The sequence below is a fragment of the Pseudomonas sp. MPC6 genome, from assembly GCF_006094435.1.
GTDB lineage: Bacteria > Pseudomonadota > Gammaproteobacteria > Pseudomonadales > Pseudomonadaceae > Aquipseudomonas.
Genome location: NZ_CP034783.1, coordinates 2726973 through 2748136 on the forward strand (window position 1 = coordinate 2726973; position 21164 = coordinate 2748136).

Annotated in this window: 15 protein-coding genes and 1 pseudogene; 11 read left to right on the forward strand and 5 right to left on the reverse strand. The window is 57.6% G+C overall.

What is annotated here, in order from left to right; genetic code table 11:
- Positions 1–169 precede the first annotated feature (169 nt).
- The gene (locus ELQ88_RS14840) at positions 170–700 is read right to left on the reverse strand and encodes a glyoxalase superfamily protein (protein WP_138965948.1); all 531 of its coding nucleotides are present in this window, start codon (positions 698–700) and stop codon (positions 170–172) included.
- Between the two features lie 358 nt (positions 701–1058).
- Between ELQ88_RS14840 and ELQ88_RS14845 the strand changes: the two genes are divergently transcribed.
- Positions 1059–2057 carry a bile acid:sodium symporter family protein gene (locus ELQ88_RS14845; protein WP_138965949.1) on the forward strand — a complete coding sequence of 333 codons (999 nt, stop codon included), beginning with the start codon at positions 1059–1061 and terminating at the stop codon, positions 2055–2057.
- A 27-nt stretch (positions 2058–2084) separates the two neighbouring features.
- Here the strand turns inward: ELQ88_RS14845 and msrA are convergent, their stop codons facing one another.
- The gene (msrA, locus tag ELQ88_RS14850; protein WP_138965950.1) at positions 2085–2591 is read right to left on the reverse strand and encodes a peptide-methionine (S)-S-oxide reductase MsrA; all 507 of its coding nucleotides are present in this window, start codon (positions 2589–2591) and stop codon (positions 2085–2087) included.
- A 535-nt stretch (positions 2592–3126) separates the two neighbouring features.
- On the opposite strand from msrA, the gene ELQ88_RS14855 reads away from it, so the two are divergent.
- Positions 3127–3702, forward strand: a complete 576-nt coding sequence (locus tag ELQ88_RS14855; protein WP_138965951.1) for a nucleotidyltransferase family protein — start codon at positions 3127–3129, stop codon at positions 3700–3702.
- Positions 3703–3747: 45 nt separating this feature from the next.
- Here the strand turns inward: ELQ88_RS14855 and ELQ88_RS14860 are convergent, their stop codons facing one another.
- Entirely contained in the window at positions 3748–4179 is a 432-nt protein-coding gene (locus ELQ88_RS14860) for a nuclear transport factor 2 family protein (RefSeq protein WP_138965952.1), read from the reverse strand.
- A gap of 169 nt (positions 4180–4348) precedes the next feature.
- Between ELQ88_RS14860 and ELQ88_RS14865 the strand changes: the two genes are divergently transcribed.
- From ELQ88_RS14865 to ELQ88_RS14875, 3 genes are all read left to right on the forward strand, one after another.
- Positions 4349–4780, forward strand: a complete 432-nt coding sequence (locus ELQ88_RS14865) for a DNA methylase (RefSeq protein WP_138965953.1) — start codon at positions 4349–4351, stop codon at positions 4778–4780.
- Complete coding sequence (locus ELQ88_RS14870) at positions 4777–5544, forward strand: DUF72 domain-containing protein (protein WP_138965955.1); 768 nt, start codon at positions 4777–4779, stop codon at positions 5542–5544. The genes ELQ88_RS14865 and ELQ88_RS14870 overlap by 4 nt, the downstream gene beginning before the upstream one ends.
- 254 nt (positions 5545–5798) lie before the next feature.
- Positions 5799–7412, forward strand: a complete 1614-nt coding sequence (locus ELQ88_RS14875) for a methyl-accepting chemotaxis protein (protein ID WP_138965957.1) — start codon at positions 5799–5801, stop codon at positions 7410–7412.
- 47 nt (positions 7413–7459) lie between these two features.
- On the opposite strand, the gene sodC is transcribed toward ELQ88_RS14875, so the two are convergent.
- Together sodC and ilvD are read right to left on the reverse strand one after the other, a co-directional pair.
- Positions 7460–7981 carry a superoxide dismutase family protein gene (gene sodC / locus ELQ88_RS14880; protein ID WP_138965959.1) on the reverse strand — a complete coding sequence of 174 codons (522 nt, stop codon included), beginning with the start codon at positions 7979–7981 and terminating at the stop codon, positions 7460–7462.
- Positions 7982–8362: 381 nt separating this feature from the next.
- Positions 8363–10045, reverse strand: coding sequence for a dihydroxy-acid dehydratase (ilvD, locus tag ELQ88_RS14885; RefSeq protein ID WP_138965961.1), 1683 nt, complete (start codon positions 10043–10045; stop codon positions 8363–8365).
- 383 nt (positions 10046–10428) lie between these two features.
- Here ilvD and mqo point away from each other — a divergent pair, with 383 nt between their 5' ends.
- The 6 genes and pseudogenes from mqo (at position 10429) to ELQ88_RS14915 (ending at position 20816) form a co-directional block, all read left to right on the forward strand.
- Positions 10429–12078 (forward strand): malate dehydrogenase (quinone), encoded by a 1650-nt coding sequence (gene mqo, locus ELQ88_RS14890; RefSeq protein WP_138965962.1) that lies wholly within the window; start codon positions 10429–10431, stop codon positions 12076–12078.
- 164 nt (positions 12079–12242) lie between these two features.
- Complete coding sequence (locus ELQ88_RS14895; protein ID WP_228761614.1) at positions 12243–13565, forward strand: hypothetical protein; 1323 nt, start codon at positions 12243–12245, stop codon at positions 13563–13565.
- A 143-nt stretch (positions 13566–13708) separates the two neighbouring features.
- Positions 13709–14242: pseudogene (locus tag ELQ88_RS14900) on the forward strand (tyrosine-type recombinase/integrase); the annotation flags it as partial.
- Between the two features lie 246 nt (positions 14243–14488).
- Positions 14489–15613: an HDOD domain-containing protein gene (locus ELQ88_RS14905; protein ID WP_138965964.1), complete on the forward strand. Its 1125-nt coding sequence runs from the start codon at positions 14489–14491 to the stop codon at positions 15611–15613.
- A gap of 107 nt (positions 15614–15720) precedes the next feature.
- Positions 15721–19881 (forward strand): CHASE domain-containing protein, encoded by a 4161-nt coding sequence (locus ELQ88_RS14910; protein ID WP_138969524.1) that lies wholly within the window; start codon positions 15721–15723, stop codon positions 19879–19881.
- The gene (locus ELQ88_RS14915) at positions 19881–20816 is read left to right on the forward strand and encodes a diguanylate cyclase (RefSeq protein ID WP_138965965.1); all 936 of its coding nucleotides are present in this window, start codon (positions 19881–19883) and stop codon (positions 20814–20816) included. Before ELQ88_RS14910 ends, ELQ88_RS14915 begins: the two co-directional genes overlap by 1 nt.
- Positions 20817–21164 lie beyond the last annotated feature (348 nt).

Consider the following 21164-nt stretch of genomic DNA (forward strand, 5'->3'; position numbering starts at 1 on the left):
CATTAACGCAAGAAGGTCGATGCGCCGGGCACCAGCTGATGGCTGCAGGGCGCTTTGTGAGGGTAGACGAAACGGTGCGGTATTGACCGCTTTTGGCCCAATGGCAATCTGTCGCCAAGGGTGCCATCGAACGATGGCGGACTGGGCCTGCCCAGTCCGCACGGCAGGGTCAGCTTTGGCAGAACCGGATCCGGTTACCGAAAGGGTCGTAGACTTCCAGCACTTGTCCCCAGCCCTGCTGAACGATTTCCGGGCGTCCGTACCCGTAGCGCTTGGCCAGTAATTCATCCCGCAGTCGTTCGATATTGTGCATGGGCACAAATACCGTGGACCCGGGGCTCGCATCGCCATGATGTTCGGAAAGATGCAGTTGCAGGCCGTCCCGGCTGATCCCCAGGTACAGCGGTAGATCGGCTTCGAAGCGGTGCTCGAATTCGACGCTGAAACCGAGGAAATCCAGATAGAACTCCCGCGCCTTGGTTTCATCGAACATCCGCAATATCGGGATGGGTTTGTCGAATGTAATCGTGGGCTGGGTGTTTTCCTGGGGCAGCAGCGCCGACGCGGTGTTCCAGTCCTTGTAGCCCAGTTGCTGCGCAACCAGTTCAAGCGCGGTGGCGTGAGGCACCGCTTGATTGCACGTCTGAAGCGAGGCACGCAGCCGCTTGGCCATCTGCTTGGCTTGCTCGATCGAAAACATCGTTGCTCCTGTAGTCGAGGCTTTTTGGAGCTCGCGTTACCAAATCCCGACCGTCAAGAGATACGACATGATTTGGAAAAAAACAGATGCTTTCACCTTTCCCGGCGGGAGCGAGCGGCGGGCAGCAGCGGCCCGGGCTGATGATACATAGGCGCTGCCGAGTGCGGAAGGTTTTCCTGGCTGATCATCACGGTCACAGGAAACCCCGGTGAAGTCATTCAATGGTCAGGATGCTTGCGAATCGAGAACACAGCTACCGTTGTCCTTTTGGCGGCATCTGCTGGCTTATTGGCGTTAGTCGGCCATCGGCAGGCAGGTTACAGTCGTTACCACGTTCCTGGCGCCCCGGATGATGCTAATGACCCGCCCTCGCTTCTTGCCTGACAACTTCACCCTGACCTTGATCGGTGTGGTGGTTCTCGCCAGCATCCTGCCTGCCAGCGGTCAAATAGGCGTCGGCTTTGGCTGGCTGACCAACTTTGCCATCGGCCTGCTGTTTTTCCTGCATGGCGCCAAGCTGTCGCGCGAGTCGATCATTGCCGGAGCGGGGCATTGGCGCTTGCATCTGCTGGTGTTCGGCCTGACCTTTGTCCTGTTCCCGCTGCTCGGCCTGGCGCTCAAACCCTTGTTGTCGCCGCTGATCGGCAACGATCTGTACATGGGCATGCTCTACCTCTGCGCGCTGCCCGCCACGGTACAGTCGGCGATTGCATTCACCTCTCTGGCCCGTGGCAACATTCCGGCGGCGATATGCAGTGCGGCGGCGTCCAGCTTGTTCGGAATCTTCCTCACGCCGTTGCTGGTGACCTTGCTGTTGGATGTGCACGGCGAGGGCGGTTCGACCCTCGATGCGATTCTGAAAATCAGCGTGCAACTGTTGCTACCGTTCATTGCCGGACAGATCGCCCGGCGCTGGATCGGTGCATGGGTAGCGCGCAATAAGAACTGGCTGAAGTTCGTCGACCAGGGCTCGATCCTGCTGGTGGTCTACGGTGCGTTCAGCGCGGCGGTGGTCGAAGGCATCTGGCATCAGATTCCGCTCTGGGCGCTGGCCGGGCTGGTGGTGGTGTGCTGCATCCTGTTGGCGCTGGTGCTGCTGATCGCTACCGTGTCGGGCAAAGCCTTGGGCTTCAATCAGGAAGACCGCATCACCATCCTGTTCTGCGGTTCGAAGAAAAGCCTGGCGACCGGTGTGCCGATGGCCCAGGTGCTGTTCGCCGGCAGCACCCTGGGTGTGTTGATTTTGCCGCTGATGCTGTTCCACCAGATTCAGCTGATGGTGTGTGCGGTGTTGGCGCAACGCTATGCCAATCGCTCGGAAACGGTTGCCGAACTGATGGGTCAGGTCGATCCCTGATGGCCAGGACTTGAGCCTCCCACACCATCACCCGCGTTTGGGCAGCTTCCAGTTCGGTCGGATGAAATGGCAAGTGTAGCCGTTGGGATAGTGTTCGAGATAGTCCTGGTGTTCCGGCTCGGCTTCCCAGAACGGGCCGGCGGGCACGATCTCGGTGACCACCTTGTCGGGCCAGAGACCGGAGGCGTCGGCGTCGGCCACCGTGTCTTCGGCTACGCGCTTCTGCTCTTCGTCGAGGTAGAACAGGGCAGAGCGGTAGCTTGTACCGATATCGTTACCCTGGCGGTTCCTGGTCGTCGGGTCGTGGATCTGGAAGAAAAACTCGAGGATCTGGCGATAGCTGATCTGGGCTGGATCGAACTCGATTTCGATCGCTTCGGCGTGGGTGCCATGGTTGCGATAGTTGGCGTTGTCCACATCGCCGCCGGTGTAGCCCACCCGTGTGGACAATACGCCGGGTTGGCGCCTGATCAGATCCTGCATGCCCCAGAAACAACCGCCGGCCAGAACGGCCTTTTCGGTTCGCGTCGTCATTTTGCGGTCCTTCCCATCAGTCAATGTGCCCATTGAACATAGCCACTGGGCATGTTCTTGCCGGGACCGTCGAGTATTTACCAGGCCTGTGTGAGGGTCAATTTCATCCTTGGGACCAGCCATAGTATTTTTGCTTCCAGCCGCCGTTTTTCATGAAGGAAATCGGTCTAAAAATCGAGTTCAACGCCTAGAGCTTCTTTGCTACTCTGAAGTTGTAGGTGAAGACGCAGACTGATGCGCAAAGCGGATAGCGAGGAAACGTGGGGCGCGTTCCGAAGGGTACACGGTTAGAAAGATCTCCGCGCTGAGATCCAGCCCTTATGCCGTGTGAAGCAGAAGAGCGCAAAACTCTTCTGTCAGAGTCCTGATAAACCTTGTAAGCCAGAGACCAGCGCTGGTCACCTACTCAACTTTCACCAACTAAGCCCGCCTTGTGCGGGCTTTTTCGTGTTCGTGGATGCACCGGATGGGCGTATTTCAACGGACTTCATGTATCGTCAGCTCTCAAGGATATTAACGCCCATAAGGAGACGGCTTGATGTTGACCACCGAACACCTGATTGAAATCGCAATGACCAATCCGGCCAACGCCGAGATTGCCCGACGCTTGCCTTCACTCGGCCTGAACCAATGCATGCTGACCGCAGGCTGTCTGTTTCAGGCGGTATGGAATCGGCAAGCCGGGCATCCCGCGGCCTGGGGCGTCAAGGATTACGACGTGTTTTACTATGATGAAGACGTGTCCTGGGAGGCGGAAAACGAGGTCATCACTCTCGCACGCCAGCTCTTTCACGACCTCGAAGTGGACATCGAAATCAAGAATCAGGCACGGGTTCACCTTTGGTACCGCCAGCGGTTCGGCAAGGCGTATCCCAGGCTCCAGTCCGCAAAGGACGGCATAGACCGGTATCTGATTGCGGGAACTTGCATCGGGTTGGATGTGCTGACGGGTGAGGTGTATGCGCCTTACGGTTTGAGCGATATCGAAGAAGGGCTGTTGCGGGTCAATCCGGTCAATCCTGAACCGGATTTGTTCGAGCAGAAGGCCAAGAGTTATCAGGCGCGCTGGCCCTGGTTGAAGATCGTTGGCGAAGACGGTTGTTTGAAATGAACAAGGGGGCGAAATCTTCCTAGACCCCGGCCCCCTACGCAACCATCAGAACCGAAAGGCTTGTCGGCCAACCAGCAACCATTGGCCTTTCTGTTTCTGCCAGATCTGGAAGTTCTCGATTTCCGTTGGCACCACCTCGGTCACCTTGAGCGCCTGGGCCGAGAAGTGGTGACGAACCAGCGCCACATCGCCGGACAGGGTGATGGTCTGGTTCTGCATTTCCAACGTCTTGAACGCACTTTTGCCGGTTTCGATATCAGCGATGAATGCCTTCTTGTCCTGGACCTTGCCGCTGGAGTGCCCGTAGGTGAGGTTCTCGGCAGTCAGTGCCTGCAGCTCCGGAATGTTCTTCTTCAGCATGGCTTGAGTCAGGTGGTCGACGGCTTGCGCGACTTCGTTCTCGCCCGGGGAAGGGGCTGCCGCTACGTAGCCACTGAAGAGGCACAGAAAACCAATCAGCAGTCTGGTTCGTTTCATGGGGATGTCCTTGTTGTTGTGGTTGATTGGATCGATGGTCATACAGGGTGACTCGTCGGTCATCGTACAACCTAGCATGGGTTGCGAAAAAAACGAACTTGCAGGGCGAGCTTTTCTCGAAGTTAAGGAGCCAGTGGTGGGTTTTTGACTGGGGAGAAGAACGCCTGAAATGAACAAATCGATCAGTGCCAGCGATCTCGGTATTCATCTGAAAAATGCAGACGAAGGCGGCTTGTTCAAATGGTTTATCGCCAGCTTCCTGATGGGCAAGCGTATCCAGGCAGAGATCGCCGCCCAGGCCTACCGCGTCATCGTTGAAAAACACGGTCGCGATACCCCGCGCAAACTGGGTGGCTGTACCCATCGGCAACTGGTTGCGATGCTGGGTGAAGCCCATTACGTGCGCTACGACGAGACCACCGCGACGCGCCTGTTGAACCTGTGTAAAAAACTCAGCGATGAATACGCCGGCAAGATCGGCCAGATTCAGGCGGCCAGCGCCGATCGCCAAACCTTCGAAAAGCGCTTGCTCGAGTTCGACGGGGTAGGGCCCAAAACCCTGGAGATTTTCATGCGCGATGCCGCGGCGGTGCTCTATTGAACCAGGCTAATCAAGTCCCGTCGGTGCACGTCGGCTGTGCCGGCTGGAGCCTGCCCCGGGAACACTGGCCGACGTTTCCTGAGCACGGCACCCATCTGCAGCGGTATGCCTCGCAACTCGCTGCCGTTGAAATCAACAGCTCTTTTTATCGCCCGCATCGCTCGCAGACCTATTGGCGCTGGGCGCAGTCGGTGCCGGCGGCGTTTCGGTTTTCGGTCAAAGTGCCCAAACTCATCACCCATGTTCAGCGCTTGCAGGGCTGCGAGCTGTTGCTGGACGAATTTCTATCCCAATGCACGGCGCTGGGTGATGCCCTGGGCTGCCTGCTGGTGCAGTTGCCGCCGTCGCTGGCTTACGAGGAACGCGTTGCCGCGGCGTTTTTCCAGGCACTGCGGCAACGTTACACCGGGGCGGTGGTGCTTGAGCCGCGGCATGCAAGCTGGCTGGACGCAGACGCTTTATTGATCGCGCGGCGAGTAGGGCGGGTCGCTACCGACCCATCGCCCATTACCGGCGGCGATACCCCGGGCGGGTGGTCGGGGATTCATTACTGGCGCTGGCACGGCTCGCCGCGCATTTATCACAGTGACTACGACCTGAGCCGATTGGAGACGCTGGCTCGGCAGGTGCAAAATTCGGCGCAGGCAGGCATTGCCAGCTGGTGCATCTTCGATAACACCGCCAGCGGGTTTGCGCTGGCCAACGCGCTGACCCTGCAAGCACTTCTTGGTCGCGAGGCTACGCTGTGGCAAGCCGGGCATTAGGCTGGGGCGTGTGGCCTCATCGGTGGCAAGCCAGGCTCCTACAGGTAGCGCACAACATGCAGCCGATGCCACATCCGCGATGCGTCCTGGCGGTTTCCCTGTGGGGACACGCGCAAAAACAGTCAAGGACGACCGCATGTCGTAAAAGAAACGAGCGTATGCAAATAGCCTTCAATTAGCGCCCGGCACAGTCGATAACCTGTTCAGAAAAGCCTTCCACGCAGGGCTTTACCCAACTGACAGGGGACCTACAAGTGTCGATAAAATTACGTTTGCTGTTGTTGATTGGCACCGGCCTGCTCACCGCCTTGATCATGAGCCTGGTCAGTTACCTGGGAAACACGCAGATGGCGCAGGCGGTGAATGACAACGAGGTCAGCATGACCGCGCTGCGCAATCACCTCGAAGCCGACATGATGCACGACGCGTTACGCGCCGACGTGCTGGCGGCGATGCTGGTCGGGTTGGGCAAAAGCACCAGCAGCGCGGCCGAGGTGCGCAGTTCCATCGAGGAACATGCGGCGCGCTTTCGTGAAGTGCTCGGTGAAAACCTCAAGCTGCCGGTCAATGCCACCGTCAAGGCCGGCCTGGACAAGGTCAAGCCGAGCCTGGATACCTACATCAACGCTGCCGAACGCATCGTCGGCCTGGCGCTAACCAACCCGGAGGCCGCGCAACAGGAGCTGGGTAGCTTCAATACTGCTTTCAGCCAGTTGGAAGACCAGTTGGCCGCTCTGAGTGAGTTGATCGAAACCGACACCCGACAGACCGGCGCCGGTACCGGGCAAGCCATCGGCAACGCCAGGTTCGCCATTGGCGGCATGCTCGTCGCCAGCCTGCTATTGCTCCTCCTCCAGGGCCGCTGGGTGATTTTGAGCATCATGGGGCCGTTGCAGACTGCCAGCCGCATTGCCGACAGCATCGCCCATGGCAACCTGAGCGAACCTATTGTCGAGCCCACCCGCAAGGACGAAGCCAGTGCGCTGATTCGTAGCCTGGCGACCATGCAGCGCGACCTGCGCGGCATGATCGAGGCGGTTCGCAGCAACGCCCATGGCGTGAGCGGCATGAGCCAGCAGTTGAGCGACGGCTGTCACGAGGTCGCCGGCAGCAGCCAGCAGCAAAGCGCAGCGGCCAGCACCATGGCAGCGGCCGCCAGCGAGATGACCGCCAGCATCGAGGAAATCACCCGGCATGCCGAGCGGGCGCTGAACATGGCCAACCAGGCGGAGACCCTGGCCAAGGATGGCGGGCGGGTGATCCATCAGGTGGTCAACGACATGGACGGCATCGCCCGTTCGGCACAGCAATCGGCCCAGGTGATCCGCACGCTGGACAAGGAGTCCGAAGGGATCTTCAGCATCATCCAGGTGATCAAGGGCATTGCCGATCAAACCAACCTGCTGGCGCTGAACGCCGCCATCGAGGCCGCTCGCGCCGGGGAGCAGGGCCGTGGTTTTGCCGTGGTGGCCGACGAAGTGCGCAACCTGGCGGGGCGCACCAGCGCCTCCACCCAGGAAATTGCCGCCATGGTCGCGCGTATCCAGCTCAGCACCCGGGAGGCGGTGACCAGCATGGAAGCGGGCGTGGCCCAGGTCGACAAAGGCATGGCGGTGACCGCCGACGTCGAACGCGCCATTCGCGAGATTCTCGACGCCACGCTGAACACCACGCAACTGGTCAACGACATCACCCGCACCATCGGCGAACAGAGCCTGGCGAGCAATGAAATCGCGCATCAGGTGGAAATGATCGCCGGCATGTCCGAGGGCAACAGCCAAGTCATCGGCCGCACCGCCTCGACCACCGATGAACTGTCCACCCTGGCGGGCAGGCTGTCGCAATCGGTGGATCGGTTTCGGCTCTGAGGTAGCGTCGCTGGAAGATCGCAGGCGCTTACAGCGATCGCGTGGGGTCAGATCACACCGCACGCCACACGATCGCCGCCACCGCCCAAGGGTTTTGGCATGTCCGAATGATTATCGGCGCCGGCGTGGATCATCAGCGCGTGCCCTTTGATTTGCGAGAGCGTCTTGAGGCGCGGCGCCAGTACCGGATAATTGGCGATGCCATCGGCTGTCACGTAGACCGCCGGCAGATCCCCCAGGTGCCCGTCGGCATATGGGCCCAGGTGCTTGCCGGTTTTCTGCGGATCCAGATGTCCCCCGGCCGCCAGTGCAGCACCTTTGACCCCATCCTTCATGCCGGCTTCGCAGCTGCCGTTTTCGTGCACATGAAAACCGTGCATGCCCGCTGGCAGGGATTTGAGATTCGGCGTGAACAACAGGCCATAGGGTGTCTCGTTGACCGTTATCGTGCCGATGGCCTGGGGCACCCCCTCGGCGCTAACCAGATTCATGGGCACTTCCTGGGAAGCTGCGTGTGCCGTGCCAGTTGCCAGCGTAGCGATCAATCCAAACCACATGGAGCGTTTCATAGGCGATTCCTGAAAGGGGGGGTGAGGGTTTTTGCGAGGCGAACTCATAACCTGAGGGCATTAACTGCCGATGAAGTGCCTCGGCGATGCAGGGAGGTTCGCCAGCGTAAAAGTGAGAGTCGGGGGGAGTTCAGAAGTTTTAGGGGATTGCGCGCGCATTTGTTACGAGAAGCTTTTAAAGAGGGATCTGGGGATGGGTAAGGGCTGCGCCGTACAGTGATTTTCTGTGTTGTTCATGGGGGGCTCTTCGTCGGAACGCCGCCCGGAGCAAGCCCGCTCTCACACTTTGATCTTTGTCGTACACAAAACTGTCCCCAACTGGAGATCCAATGTGGGAGCGGGCTTGCTCGCGAAGGCGTCAGTTCAGTCAACGTTGCCCTCCTACAGATACTTATCCGTCACAGCACCTTCCGAAGCACTGGACACGGTCTTGGCATACTTGGCCAGCACCCCGCGTTTGTACTTCGATTCCGGCCGCACCCAGCGCGTCTTGCGCTCGGCCAGTTCGGCGTCGGACACGTCGACGCTGATCTGCCGGGTTTCCGCGTCGATCGTGATCCTGTCGCCATCTTCGATCAGCGCGATCGGCCCGCCCTCGAAGGCTTCCGGCGTGATGTGCCCCACCACGAAACCGTGGGAACCACCGGAGAAGCGTCCGTCGGTAATCAGCGCCACATCCTTGCCCAAGCCCTTGCCCATCACCGCCGACGTCGGCGAGAGCATTTCGCGCATGCCGGGGCCGCCCCTGGGGCCTTCGTAGCGGATCACGATCACATCGCCGGCCTTGACTTCGCCGTTGAGAATGCCCGCCAGCGCGCCTTCCTCACCGTGATACACCCGAGCCGTGCCTTCAAAGCGCAAACCCTCCTTGCCGGTGATCTTGGCCACCGCGCCCGTGGGCGAGAGGTTGCCGCGCAGCACCACCAGGTGCGAGTCCTTCTTCACCGGCTGGTCGAAGGGCAGGATCACGTCCTGGCCTTCGGGGTAGTCAGGCACGTTTTCCAGGTTCTCCGCCAGGGTCTTGCCGGTGACCGTCAGCACATCGCCGTGCAGCATGCCGGCCGCCAGCATGCGCTTCATCAACGGCTGGATGCCGCCGATGGCCACCAGTTCGCTCATCATGTATTTGCCGCTGGGGCGCAGGTCGGCCACCACCGGCGACACCTTGCCCAGCTCGACGAAATCATCCAGGGTCAGCTCGACATCCACCGCATGGGCCATGGCCAACAGGTGCAGCACCGCATTGGTCGAGCCGGCGAGGGCGATCACCACCCGAATCGCGTTTTCAAACGCCTTGCGGGTCATGATGTCCCGCGGCTTGAGGTCCAGCTTGAGCAGCTCCATCACCTGCTGGCCGGCGCGGAAACTGTCCGAGGCCTTGTCGCTGCCGACCGCGTCCTGGGAGCTGGAACCCGGCAGGCTCATGCCCAACGCCTCGATGGCCGAGGCCATGGTGTTGGCCGTGTACATGCCGCCGCAGGAACCGGGGCCGGGGATTGCCACTTCCTCGATCTGCTTGACCTGGATCTCGTTGATATCACCCCGGGCATTCTGGCCCACGGCTTCGAACACGGAAATGATGTCGGTGTGGCCGGCACCGGGGCGGATGGTGCCGCCATAGACGAAGATGGAGGGGCGATTCAGCCGCGCCATGCCGATCAGGCAGCCCGGCATGTTCTTGTCGCAGCCGCCCACGGTTACCAGCCCGTCAAAGCCCTCGCAACCGGCGACCACTTCAATGGAATCGGCAATCACCTCCCGCGACACCAGCGAATACTTCATGCCTTCGGTGCCGTTGGCGATGCCGTCGGAAATGGTGATGGTGTTGAAGATCACGCCCTTGGCGCCGGCGGCGTTCGCGCCTTTTTCCGCTTCGATCGCCAGCTTGTCGATGTGCATGTTGCACGGCGTGACCATCGCCCAGGTCGAAGCGATGCCGATCTGCGGCTTCTTGAAATCCTCGTCGGTGAAACCCACGGCGCGCAGCATCGAGCGGCCGGGCGCGCGCTCTATGCCGTCGACCACTTGAGAGGAGTATTTGCGCAAATCGACTTTATCGCTCATGACTGTTCCTCACCGCTCGCAGAAAAATCAGCATCAGTATAGTGGCGCCCGGCGCCCGTGCCCGGATCATCAAGCCGGGAACAGACGCGCGGGTTTGCCAGGTCGTGATATTCTTGGCAGTAACTTGCTTTGACCTATTCAGTTTGCGTGTCCACGAGACGCGCCAACAGAATCACTGTCGCTCAAGCAGCTGAGGCCAATAATGATAAGAAGTCAGTTCAGCAGGGACATATAAACTGAGGTCGATGGAACACGTCGGCCTTGTGTGCCCACCCTCCAATCGTCATGTGCGAGCACCCACGACATCTGCCTGTATGCCGTGAAACAAGGGGCTTGCGAGTGAAGATGGAAGGGCGGATGGCGTTTTATCATAGGTGCTACAGATGTTTAAGAAAATGAACACAGCCCTGCTGGGGCTGGCTTTGTCGATGGGGATCACTTCCGTTCAGGCGGAAGAGGCAAAGAAAGTCGATGTGCTGCTCATCGGCGGCGGCATCATGAGCGCGACCCTGGGTGTGTGGCTCAATGAGCTGGAACCCGGCACCTCGATGGAAATGATCGAGCGCCTCGACGGCGTCGCCCAGGAAAGCTCCAACGGCTGGAACAACGCCGGTACCGGTCACTCCGCCCTGGCCGAGTTGAACTACACCCCGGAAGACGACAAGGGCAACGTGCAGATCCCGAAAGCCGTTGAAATCAACGAAGCCTTCCAGATCTCCCGTCAATTCTGGGCCTGGCAGGTTCAGCAAGGCGTGCTGAAAAACCCGCGTTCGTTCATCAACTCCACGCCGCACATGAGCTTTGTGTGGGGCGATGACAACATCAAGTTCCTGAAAAAGCGCTACGAAGCCCTGCAAGCGAGCCCGCTGTTCGCCGGCATGCAGTACTCCGAAGACCCGGCCGTGATCAGGAAATGGGTGCCGCTGATGATGGAAGGGCGTGACCCGAACCAGAAAATCGCCGCCACCTGGTCCCCGATCGGCACCGACGTCAACTTCGGCGAAATCACCCGCCAGTTCGTCGCGCACCTGCAGACCACACCGAAATTCGACTTGAAACTGTCCAGCGAAGTGCAGGACATCACCCGCAACGAAGACGGCAGCTGGCGCGTCAGCTACAAAAACCTCAAGGACGGCAAAAAATCCGAAACCGACGCCAAGTTCGTGTTCATCGGCGCCGGCGGCGGTGCCCTGCACCTGCTGCAGAAGTCCGGCATTCCTGAAGCCAAGGAATACGCAGGCTTCCCGGTAGGCGGCTCGTTCCTCGTCACCGAAAATCCGACCCTTGCCGAGCAACACCTGGCCAAGGCCTACGGCAAAGCCTCCGTTGGCGCCCCGCCGATGTCGGTGCCGCACCTGGACACCCGTGTTCTCGATGGCAAGCGCGTCATCCTGTTTGGCCCATTCGCGACCTTCAGCACCAAGTTCCTCAAGGAAGGCTCGTACCTGGACCTGCTGAGCACCACCACCACCCACAACGTGTGGCCAATGACCAAGGTCGGCATCAAGGAATACCCGCTGGTCGAGTACCTGGCCGGCCAACTGATGCTGTCGGACGAAGACCGCCTCGACGCCCTGAAGGAATACTTCCCGAACGCCAAGGCCGAAGACTGGCGCCTGTGGCAAGCCGGCCAGCGCGTGCAGATCATCAAGCGTGACGAAGCCGCCGGTGGCGTGCTGAAGCTGGGCACCGAGATCGTCGCTTCGCAAGACGGCAGCATTGCCGGTCTGCTGGGCGCATCGCCAGGCGCATCGACTGCCGCGCCGATCATGCTGACCGTGCTGCAGAAGGTGTTCAAGGACAAGGTGGCTTCCCCGGCCTGGCAGGAGAAGCTGCACCAGATCGTGCCGAGTTATGGCACGCAGTTGAATGGCAGCCCGGAGAAGGTGGCTGAAGAGTGGGCTTACACCGCGAAGGTGTTGGAGCTGACTCCGCCGCCGGTGATGGGTCAGGCTGCAGTTCCTGCTGTGCCTGCTGCCGCTGAACAGCCGAAGGCTGTGAAAGAGAATGCTGCTAGTGATATGGCTCTGTAACTAGAAGCCTGATCAGAAGCCCACTGAACCGGTACCGGTCAGTGGGCTTTTTTTTGGGTAGGAAAATCTTGGGGTCTACCTCAGTACACCATTCCGTCCCTGGTACACAGCGGAAAACATGCCTATGCATCCTCCTTAGGAAATCCTATTGCTAAGTTCAACAAATGAGGATTTTATTGGCTGGCGAGAAGTCGATACCGCACAGCATTGCGACACTCGACAAGGTCCACGGTGTAACGCTGGTGAGGGATATTGTGGGATGGGAAAACACACACATGAACAGTAACCCACATCAGCGGTTCGCTCACTCTTTGGCACGCGCCGCGTTATGCGCTGGTGCGCTCTGCTTAAGCGCGGAAAATGCGCAAGCACGGCCGCACGACCAGGAAGATTTGCGCTCCTATATGCATGGCATCGAAGCGGTCAAAGGGGCCGACGGCCGTTTTTTGATTTTCATTAGCAGTTCCGGAATTCCACCCAAAGGCAAGGACGAAAACGGCAACTGGCCGCACGACATCTACCTTTCGAAATGGGGAATCAATGATGCGCGGATCAGTCCGCCCACATTATTCATCCAAAAGCCGGAAGCGCAAGAACCGGTGTCGGTCGCCCAAACAACTGACGGCAATGTCATGCTTTCGTTTGAAGACGGCTGGAATACCTCGAACGAAGTCAATCAACGTTATGGCGTTTACGATGCGAAGCTGCGACCGATCGCGCCGTATCCGCGCGTCGTTGCGACCGGCGGACATTCCGGCCATGTTGCCGCGGCAGGAAAGCATTTCGTCGTGTTGTATTCCGAGGACTGGGTCAACGGTGGCGGTGTCGATGATCTCGGTACCGGCAATGGTGTATATGCAAAGGTCTTCGATAGTCACGGCCACCTGCTCAGTACGTTCGATGTCGCACCCCAGCGGCGTGAATGGTGGCCGATGATTGCTGGTTCCAGCAATCGCGCGCTACTGGTCTGGCAACAATTCGTACCTGATCAAACCTCTGCAAATTTGAAGATAACGGTACTCGATCCCGAGACCGGGAAACGCTCCGCCCATAAGATCCTGAGATCCGGCTTGAATTACTACACCTACAAAGCCAAATATATTCCATCGATCGATCGTTTTCTCGTGACCGGTACAACGGTGAACGGTAAAGGTTTTGCGTACTTGATCAACAACGACGGCAAAGTCAGCGCGACGTTGGAATGCATGCCGGCAACTGTGAGGGGAGCCGATGTTGTCGCCAGCGAGAATATCGCCTATACGCCTTCGCAAGACAACCGCCTTCTGCATCTGGAGCTCACACCCTCTTCAATCAAGTTGAAAGCTGTGCAGCGCTCGCCGCTGACTTGGTCCTATATCGGGAGCCTCGGATTGATGCGAAATCCCTCTTCAATTCATTGGATATCGCTGACAAAGAATGGAGTCGAGGAAACCGATTTTGATTTGCGCAATGCGGTGCAACCCGATCGATCCGACCTGTGCCGATGATGGTTGCGCCAAGGCGGAAGGGTAAGTTTCTGTCATTAACGAAATTGTTTCTGCCGCACCCCAACCTCTATAAGTGGAACATAGCGACCACGACACACTGTGACTGAACCACCCTTGTCCTCCCTCAACCCGGAGGACAAGCCATGAACTCAATTGCTACATATCGCCATCAGCCTTGGAACAAGGGAAAGCCCGTCGGGCAAAAGGCGCCGCTCCGAGTCAGAGATATCTGGGCCATCCGCGTAAGACTCCAGCTCGCGGAGAAGACACGGGATCTGGCGCTCTTCAACTTGGCTATCGACAGCAAACTGCGTGCCTGTGACTTAACCAAGCTGCGAGTCCGAGACATAGCCCATGGGGAACATGTGTCGTCACGGGCCATCGTGATTCAGCAGAAAACCCACCACTCAGTGCAATTTGAAATCACTGAGCAAACCCGAACGGTTCTGGAGGCTTGGATGCATCAAGCTCACCTCCACAGCGAGGATTTCTTGTTCCCGGGCCGGTTGCACGACTCAGACCATCTCTCCACCAGGCAGTACGCTCGAATAGTCAAAGGGTGGGTGACCGCCATTGGGCTTGACCCAACCATGTACGGTACTCACACGCTACGGCGAACCAAGGCATCGTTGATCTATCGCAGGACAAAGAATCTGGGAGCAGTTCAACTCTTGCTATCCCGGTGTTCACGAATTAACCGTTGCCTGCCTTTTTAGCCGCGAGCTATCTGCTTGCTTGTATAGTTCGCCGGTGAGGCATAGATTCGGTTATGAGCCTTTTTACACGTAAAATTTAAATGGATATCGCTGTGGCTCAAGCCCCATCACCCCACCTCCTGACGTCAACGACCTCTGCATTGTTGTCGAACAATACCGGGCCGCAAGGCCTTGCCAAATGGTGCATTAAGCTAGTGCGGTGACCGAATGCGCGTGATGATTTTGGATGATGATCCCTGGATAGCCGAGCTGTTGAAACAATTGGTTTTGAGCCTGCGCCCGCTGGCGATAGTTGATAGCTTTGGCGATGTTGCCAGCGCTTTGCATGCCTGGCAACAGAATGCCTATCAGATGGTCATGGCTGACTGGAATCTACCGGATGCCAGCGGTGTGAGTCTGCTGCAGACGATTCGTGAGCATGATCAGGAAACACCGCTGATTATGATCACCGGGCGTTCCGATCGGGACAGTGTCCTGGAGGTGCGGCCTCTGGGGATTAGCGCTTTTATTACCAAGCCGTTTCAGGTGTCGCGCGTCGTTGAGCTTCTCAAGATGCTCCTTCCTCCAGATTCCTCTATCCAGAAAATCCCTGTCATTGATGAGAGCTTGATCAGTTATCTCGGTAAATTATCCGCAGATGAGTTAGACCTGCCTTTACTCGCGCAGGTCAAGGAAAGACTTCAGCGTGGATACGGGGGAGAACAGCTGGACGTTCGCGAGCTTGTCCAGGAATGGCAGCATGACCCGGCGCTTTGCGCTCATCTGATCGCGGCAGCCAACAGCGCTGCTTATCATGGGGTCGGCCAACCCTGCACCAGTTTGATCGATGCCATTAAACGATTGGGACGGCTTACCAGTGTCAATCTGGCGTTGAGCCAGGCCCTGCGACAAGCCAATACCCAAACCAATGGGCTGCTGATGATCCGAATGCAATCCGAGTTGGATAATTCCGAGCGACTGGCTGAACAGGTTGTTTCCCTGGCTCGGCGATGCAAGCTGGATCCGGCGCCACTGCAGAGTGCTGCGTTGCTGCACCGGATAGGCGAGCTTTGTGTGCTTTACCAAATCCAGAAGTGGGAGGGCCAGGGGAAAAGCCTGGACGAAGAAGCGCTTTCCCAGGCCCTGCTTGATTTCGCAGCCCCTTTTGCCATCAGCTTGAAAGCCTGCTGGGGACTCCCATTGGCTCTGCGTGAGTTAATAGGCGCGATCTATGTGTTGCCTCCCATGCAGGTACGCCGTGAACAAGTGGTTATGCGACTTGCTGCGGCCATTAACAATGGCGAGCCTGAGGCAGACCTTGAAAGACTGCAACGATTGTCGGGCCTGCCCTGAGCGCACTCGGGAACGCAGCCTAGGCTCGCCGTAGAAAAGCAGGTCGAGGATTTTTTGTCATGGAATGCAAGGGATTCGCGAGGGGCAATGGAATGCGTGACAAGACAATGAGGATGAGAAAGCATCAGTTTTTTGCATTGAACCGGGAAGTAGCGACAACTCTGGCGGTGGGCCTGGGGGCAAGCTTTCTGGGGTGGTGGATCCTTGAACGGATCAACGAACAGCATGCTCAAGAAGCGATCGTAGCGGCGACCGAGGAGGCCGCAGAGTTGGTTTTGACGCGTCTTAATCTTTACCAATACGGATTGCGAGGCGCTCGTGGAACGGTGCTGACAGCGGGTGAGCATGGCATCAGCCGCGAAGTTTTTGACCAATATCACAAAACCCGTGACCTTGTTTCTGAGTTCCCCGGCGCGAGCTCCTTGGGCTTTATCAGGCGTGTACCGCAGCGCGAGGAAGGCGAGTTCCTCAAGTCCGCTCGGGCGGACGGCAAAGCCGATTTCTCCATTCGTCAACTCTCACCCCATTCCGGCGAGCGTTACATTGTCCAGTATGCCGAACCGGTTGAGGGTAACCAGGCTGCAATCGGCTTGGACATAGCTTCGGAAACAGCGCGGCGAGAGGCTGCCCAATCCTCGATACAGAGCGGTGTGGCACGGTTAACCGGGCCCATCACTCTGGTACAGAACACAGCGAAACCGCAGCAGTCTTTCCTGGTTCTGATGCCCATCTTTCGCGGTGGAGAGACTCCGGCGACCGCCGTTGAGCGAGAGACAGCAGCGTTTGGCTGGATCTATGCCGTGTTGCAGACAGAGCAGGTACTCAGAGGCCTGCGCATAGAAAACGAGACGGTGCATCTGCGATTGAGGGATATCACTGTCCCTGGGCAAGAGACGCTGTTTTATGAAAGCACCAACGACTCGGCCAGTCGTGAAACGCTGATGACCCATCAGGTGGAGCGCGAGGTATACGGGAGGCGATGGCAAATCGAACTTGGCGCGCATCCGTTGTTCGTCCAGCGCCTGCATCAGGTTTCACCAGCAGTCGTCCTGTTGATGGGTGGTTTGCTCACTCTTCTACTGGCTACTCTGGCGGGTGTCGTGCGTGTCAGCCGTCAACGCCGGCGGCAACTCAACTCCAGCCTGGAGGAGCAGGTTGCGCAACGAACTTCCGAGTTGCGGCATCTCAATCTGTTGTTGGGTACTGTGTTGCGCTCGGCCACCGAGGTCTCGATCATTGCGACAGATCTCAATGGTGTTATCCGGGTGTTCAACAAAGGCGCCGAACGCTTGTTGGGGTATGACGCCGAAGAGTTACTGGGTAAAAACACCCCAACGCTGATCCATGTACCAGAGGAAGTCGCTGATCGTGGCGTTGAGCTGACCAAGGAATACGCTCAGGCTATCGATGGTTTCCGTGTGTTTACCCATAAACCTGAGCGTGAAGGCGCTGAAACCCGGGAGTGGACTTACATACGTAAGGACGGCTCACGATTACCCGTCACGTTGGTAGTCACAGCCATGCGCGATGACGAAGGGAAGTTGAGCGGTTACCTGGGCATCGCGGTCGACATCACCGAACGTAAAGCGGCAGAAAAGGAACTGGCCGCGAGTTTGGAGACAACGCAGAAGCAACGAAGCGAACTGATGACGGTGCACGAGCAGTTATTAATGGCCGCTGAAGTAGCCGAGCTGGGCGTCTGGTCCTGGACATTGGCGGACAATTCATTGCAGTGGAATGACCGTATGTTCGAGTTCTACGGTCAGTCACTGTCGTTGCGCAATAATGGTCTGAGTTATAAGCACTGGTACTCTCGTGTTCACCCTGAGGATGCGGTGGCTGCGGCTGAAAATCTGGATGCAGCAGTCAAGGGGCTTGCGGTATACAACCCCACATTTCGCGTCGTGCTCCCCGACGGCCAGATCCGCTTCATCCAGGCCGGCGCGCAGATCGAACGCAGTCCGAGCGGTGCGGCTTTGCGTGTGACGGGTATCAATCGGGACATCACCTCCCAGCGCAAACTGGAGTCACATCTGTTGTACGCCAAGGAACAGGCCGATACCGCGAGTGCGGCCAAATCTGCCTTCCTGGCCAACATGAGCCACGAAATTCGCACACCGATGAACGCCGTGCTGGGTATGTTGCAGTTGGTGCAGAACACTGACCTGAACGGTCGCCAGCTCGATTATGTGAGCAAAGCGCAGACCGCTGCGAAATCACTGCTGGGTTTGCTCAATGACATCCTCGACTACTCCAAGATTGAGGCCGGCAAATTGCAACTGGATGTGCACCCATTCGAACTCGAATTGCTCATGCGTGACCTCGCCGTTGTGCTCGCCGGTAACCAGGGGCAGAAAGAGGTCGAGGTCTTGTTTGACCTGGTCTCCAATCTGCCCAACGACCTGATAGGCGATAGCCTGCGGCTGCAACAGGTGCTGATCAACCTGGCGGGCAATGCCCTCAAATTCACCATGGAAGGCCAGATCGTGGTCAGCGTCGAGCAACTGCTGCGCACGGATACCACTGTGAGCTTGCGTATCGCCGTTTCTGATACCGGCATTGGAATCAGCCCCGAGCAACTTCAACGCATTTTCGAAGGTTTTACTCAGGCCGAGGCTTCAACCAGCCGCCGTTTTGGTGGCACCGGTCTGGGCTTGGTGATCTGCAAGCGGCTGGTCAGCCTGATGGGCGGTGAGCTTCAGGTGGAAAGCCGGCAGGGCGTCGGAAGCCGCTTCTGGTTCGATATCACACTGGAGATTGCGCCAACTTCCCTGCTGAGATCTGCCTGTCCTGAAGTCGATGTGTCCATACGGATACTGGTAGTCGACGACAACGCCATGGCGGGTGAATTGCTGGTGCGAACCGTCCATGCATTGGGATGGAAGGCCGATCATGTGAGTGGTGGCACGCAAGCAATTGAATGGGTGAAGAACGCCCAGGTGCGAGGCGAGACCTACGACGTGGTGCTGATGGACTGGCGGATGTCTGATATGGATGGGCTGAGCGCTGCGCAATTGATCCACCAGCAGGGCAACGGCGTGCCACCGCCAATGATCATTATGATCACTGCTTACGGCCGCGAAGTGCTGGCCGATGTCCTCCAGACGGGAGACGCGCCCTTCGTGGGGTTTCTCACCAAGCCTGTCACCCCCAAGCAAGTAGCCGACGCTGTTCGGCAAGCACTCGACGGCAGAGGCCTTCCACAGTCACTCCCGTCCAGTTCGACTGTTGGCAGGCCGCAGCGTCTGGCCGGGTTGCGGTTATTGGTGGTGGAAGACAACAAGCTCAATCGGCAGGTTGCCGATGAGTTACTGACGGGGGAAGGCGCTCAGGTGACGCTGGCTGAAGGAGGGCTGGAAGGGGTGAGCAGGGTGGTGACTGAGAAAGTGCCCTTCGACGTCGTATTGATGGATATCCAGATGCCGGATATTGATGGCTTGGAGGCGACCCGTCGCATTCGATCGAATCCACGCTTTGCCGCGCTGCCGATTGTGGCGATGACCGCAAATGTCTCCAGTACTGATCTTGACGCCTGTCTTGCTGCGGGGATGAATGAGCATGTCGGCAAGCCCATAGATCTGGAACAACTCGTCGCAACGCTGCTCGTTCAAGCGGGTCGTGAGAATAGCCAGGTATCTCTATCCTTGGCGCAAGCCAATACAGGAGACAGTCTCACCGAGCCTCGTGCATCGATCATAGAGCGCTTTGGCGGTGACATCGATTTGATCCGCAACGTGCTGCGTACCTTTGGCCCGGAACTGGAAAAGCAGCGTGTCAGCTTGCTCGATGCGATCCAGCGCCAAGATGCATCGGGGGCAGCTTTCGTGCTCCATACCATTTGTGGTAGCTGCGGCACCATGGGGGCCAAGGCGGTGTCGCTGCTGGCCGGCAAATTGGAGCACGAACTGAAAAAGGGAGATGAAAAGTCTGTAGCAAGCCTCCTTACTGACGCAACATGGTTTGATGAACTGAGCCGGTTACTGCAACAGAGTATTGAGCAGATGAATGTCGACTTTGGTCAGAGCCATAGCGCAAAGGTGAGTGTTGATTCAGAAATGATGGCGCTCACGCAATGGCGAGAATCCCTCAAAGAGATTTTGCTGTTGCTGGAAGCGGGCAACCTTCAAGCCATAGAGCTGACAGACGCTTTGGCGTCAAAAACGCCGCCATTCCTGCGCCCACAGTTCGACGAACTGGTTGGCATGGTGCAGTCACTAGACTTTTCCTCAGCGATGCCGATTGGTCGTGAACTGTTGAGATCTGCCTGATGGAACAATCGATGGAAACCTGGTTGCCACATTTCCATAACCGTCCAAAACTCCTCATAGTCGACGACCAACCGATTAATATCCGGGTACTCCATGAGTTGTTTCGTAAGGACTGTGATGTGTTCATGGCCACCAGGGGTGAGCAGGCGATCACGATATGCCAGACCCGTCTACCCGATCTGATTCTGCTGGACGTGGTCATGGAGGGCATGGACGGGCATGAAGTGTGCCGTCGACTCAAGGCTGACCCTGCGACCCAGGACATCCCCATTATATTCATTACCGCACAGCAGCAGGAGTCGGATGAGGTACTAGGTTTGGAACTTGGTGCGGTTGACTTCATCAGCAAACCCATCAATCCAATCATTGTCAGAGCGCGTGTGCGAACACACCTGACCCTGAAAGTACAGAACGATCTGCTGCGTTCCATGGCGTTAATTGATGGTCTTACTGGAGTGGCTAATCGACGCAAATTCGATGAGGACATATTGGCAGATTGGAGTCAGTGCTTTCGAGAGCAAAAGCCGCTGTCGCTCATCATGGTGGATGTCGACTTTTTCAAACGCTACAACGACCGATATGGGCACCAAGCTGGAGATGGCTGCTTGAAATCTGTTGCCCAAGCATTATCTGAAATAGTTAGACGCCCCTACGACCTGGTCGCTCGATATGGCGGCGAAGAGTTTGCCTGCGTGCTACCCAATACAGGTTTTTCTGGGGCAGTCGAAATGGCAGAAAAAATGCTAGAGCGTGTTCGTGCGCTGAATATTGAACACTCTGCTTCTGATGTAGATCGAGTGGTGACTATTTCTCTAGGTGTCGCAACAGCGACGCCCGTTGGCGATCTTAAATTCCAAACCTTGATAGAAGCAGCGGATAAGCAACTTTACGAAGCGAAGAGAACTGGGAGGGGGAGGGTATGTTCAGAACGGTGACTTCATAGTTACCCGCCACCTGGCCGCGACACGACAGGCGCATAGAAGGTCCGTCTGAGCGCGCATTTTGTTTTTTTGGGCTTGATAACACAATAAAAAAAATCCCTTCAAAAAGTACCATATTCAGTTCATCAAGGAGAACATGACTTGAACTCCCGGCGCTCGTGTTCTTACTCCAGCGATCTCGGCCGGCTGCAAAGCCAGCTCGACATCGGTCGCGCTCCATTACGCTGAAAATTAAATCTCAAACAGCTAGCAAAATCCACCGGGCTTGCGCTTCGGGAGCCACCTCGCTAATCTTCTCCTGTCGCTGCCAATTCAGCGATCGGGTGTGGTAGCCCGGTTACT

What these genes read in the sequence shown, in the direction of transcription:
- ELQ88_RS14840 (WP_138965948.1), bottom strand. Translation starts at nt 700, where the DNA reads ATGTTTTCGATCGAGCAAGCCAAGCAGATGGCCAAGCGGCTGCGTGCC.
- ELQ88_RS14845 (WP_138965949.1), top strand. Translation starts at nt 1,059, where the DNA reads ATGACCCGCCCTCGCTTCTTGCCTGACAACTTCACCCTGACCTTGATC.
- msrA (WP_138965950.1), bottom strand. Translation starts at nt 2,591, where the DNA reads ATGACGACGCGAACCGAAAAGGCCGTTCTGGCCGGCGGTTGTTTCTGG.
- ELQ88_RS14860 (WP_138965952.1), bottom strand. Translation starts at nt 4,179, where the DNA reads ATGAAACGAACCAGACTGCTGATTGGTTTTCTGTGCCTCTTCAGTGGC.
- ELQ88_RS14865 (WP_138965953.1), top strand. Translation starts at nt 4,349, where the DNA reads ATGAACAAATCGATCAGTGCCAGCGATCTCGGTATTCATCTGAAAAAT.
- sodC (WP_138965959.1), bottom strand. Translation starts at nt 7,981, where the DNA reads ATGAAACGCTCCATGTGGTTTGGATTGATCGCTACGCTGGCAACTGGC.
- ilvD (WP_138965961.1), bottom strand. Translation starts at nt 10,045, where the DNA reads ATGAGCGATAAAGTCGATTTGCGCAAATACTCCTCTCAAGTGGTCGAC.
- mqo (WP_138965962.1), top strand. Translation starts at nt 10,429, where the DNA reads ATGTTTAAGAAAATGAACACAGCCCTGCTGGGGCTGGCTTTGTCGATG.
- ELQ88_RS14895 (WP_228761614.1), top strand. Translation starts at nt 12,243, where the DNA reads ATGAGGATTTTATTGGCTGGCGAGAAGTCGATACCGCACAGCATTGCG.
- ELQ88_RS14905 (WP_138965964.1), top strand. Translation starts at nt 14,489, where the DNA reads ATGCGCGTGATGATTTTGGATGATGATCCCTGGATAGCCGAGCTGTTG.
- ELQ88_RS14910 (WP_138969524.1), top strand. Translation starts at nt 15,721, where the DNA reads ATGAGGATGAGAAAGCATCAGTTTTTTGCATTGAACCGGGAAGTAGCG.
- ELQ88_RS14915 (WP_138965965.1), top strand. Translation starts at nt 19,881, where the DNA reads ATGGAACAATCGATGGAAACCTGGTTGCCACATTTCCATAACCGTCCA.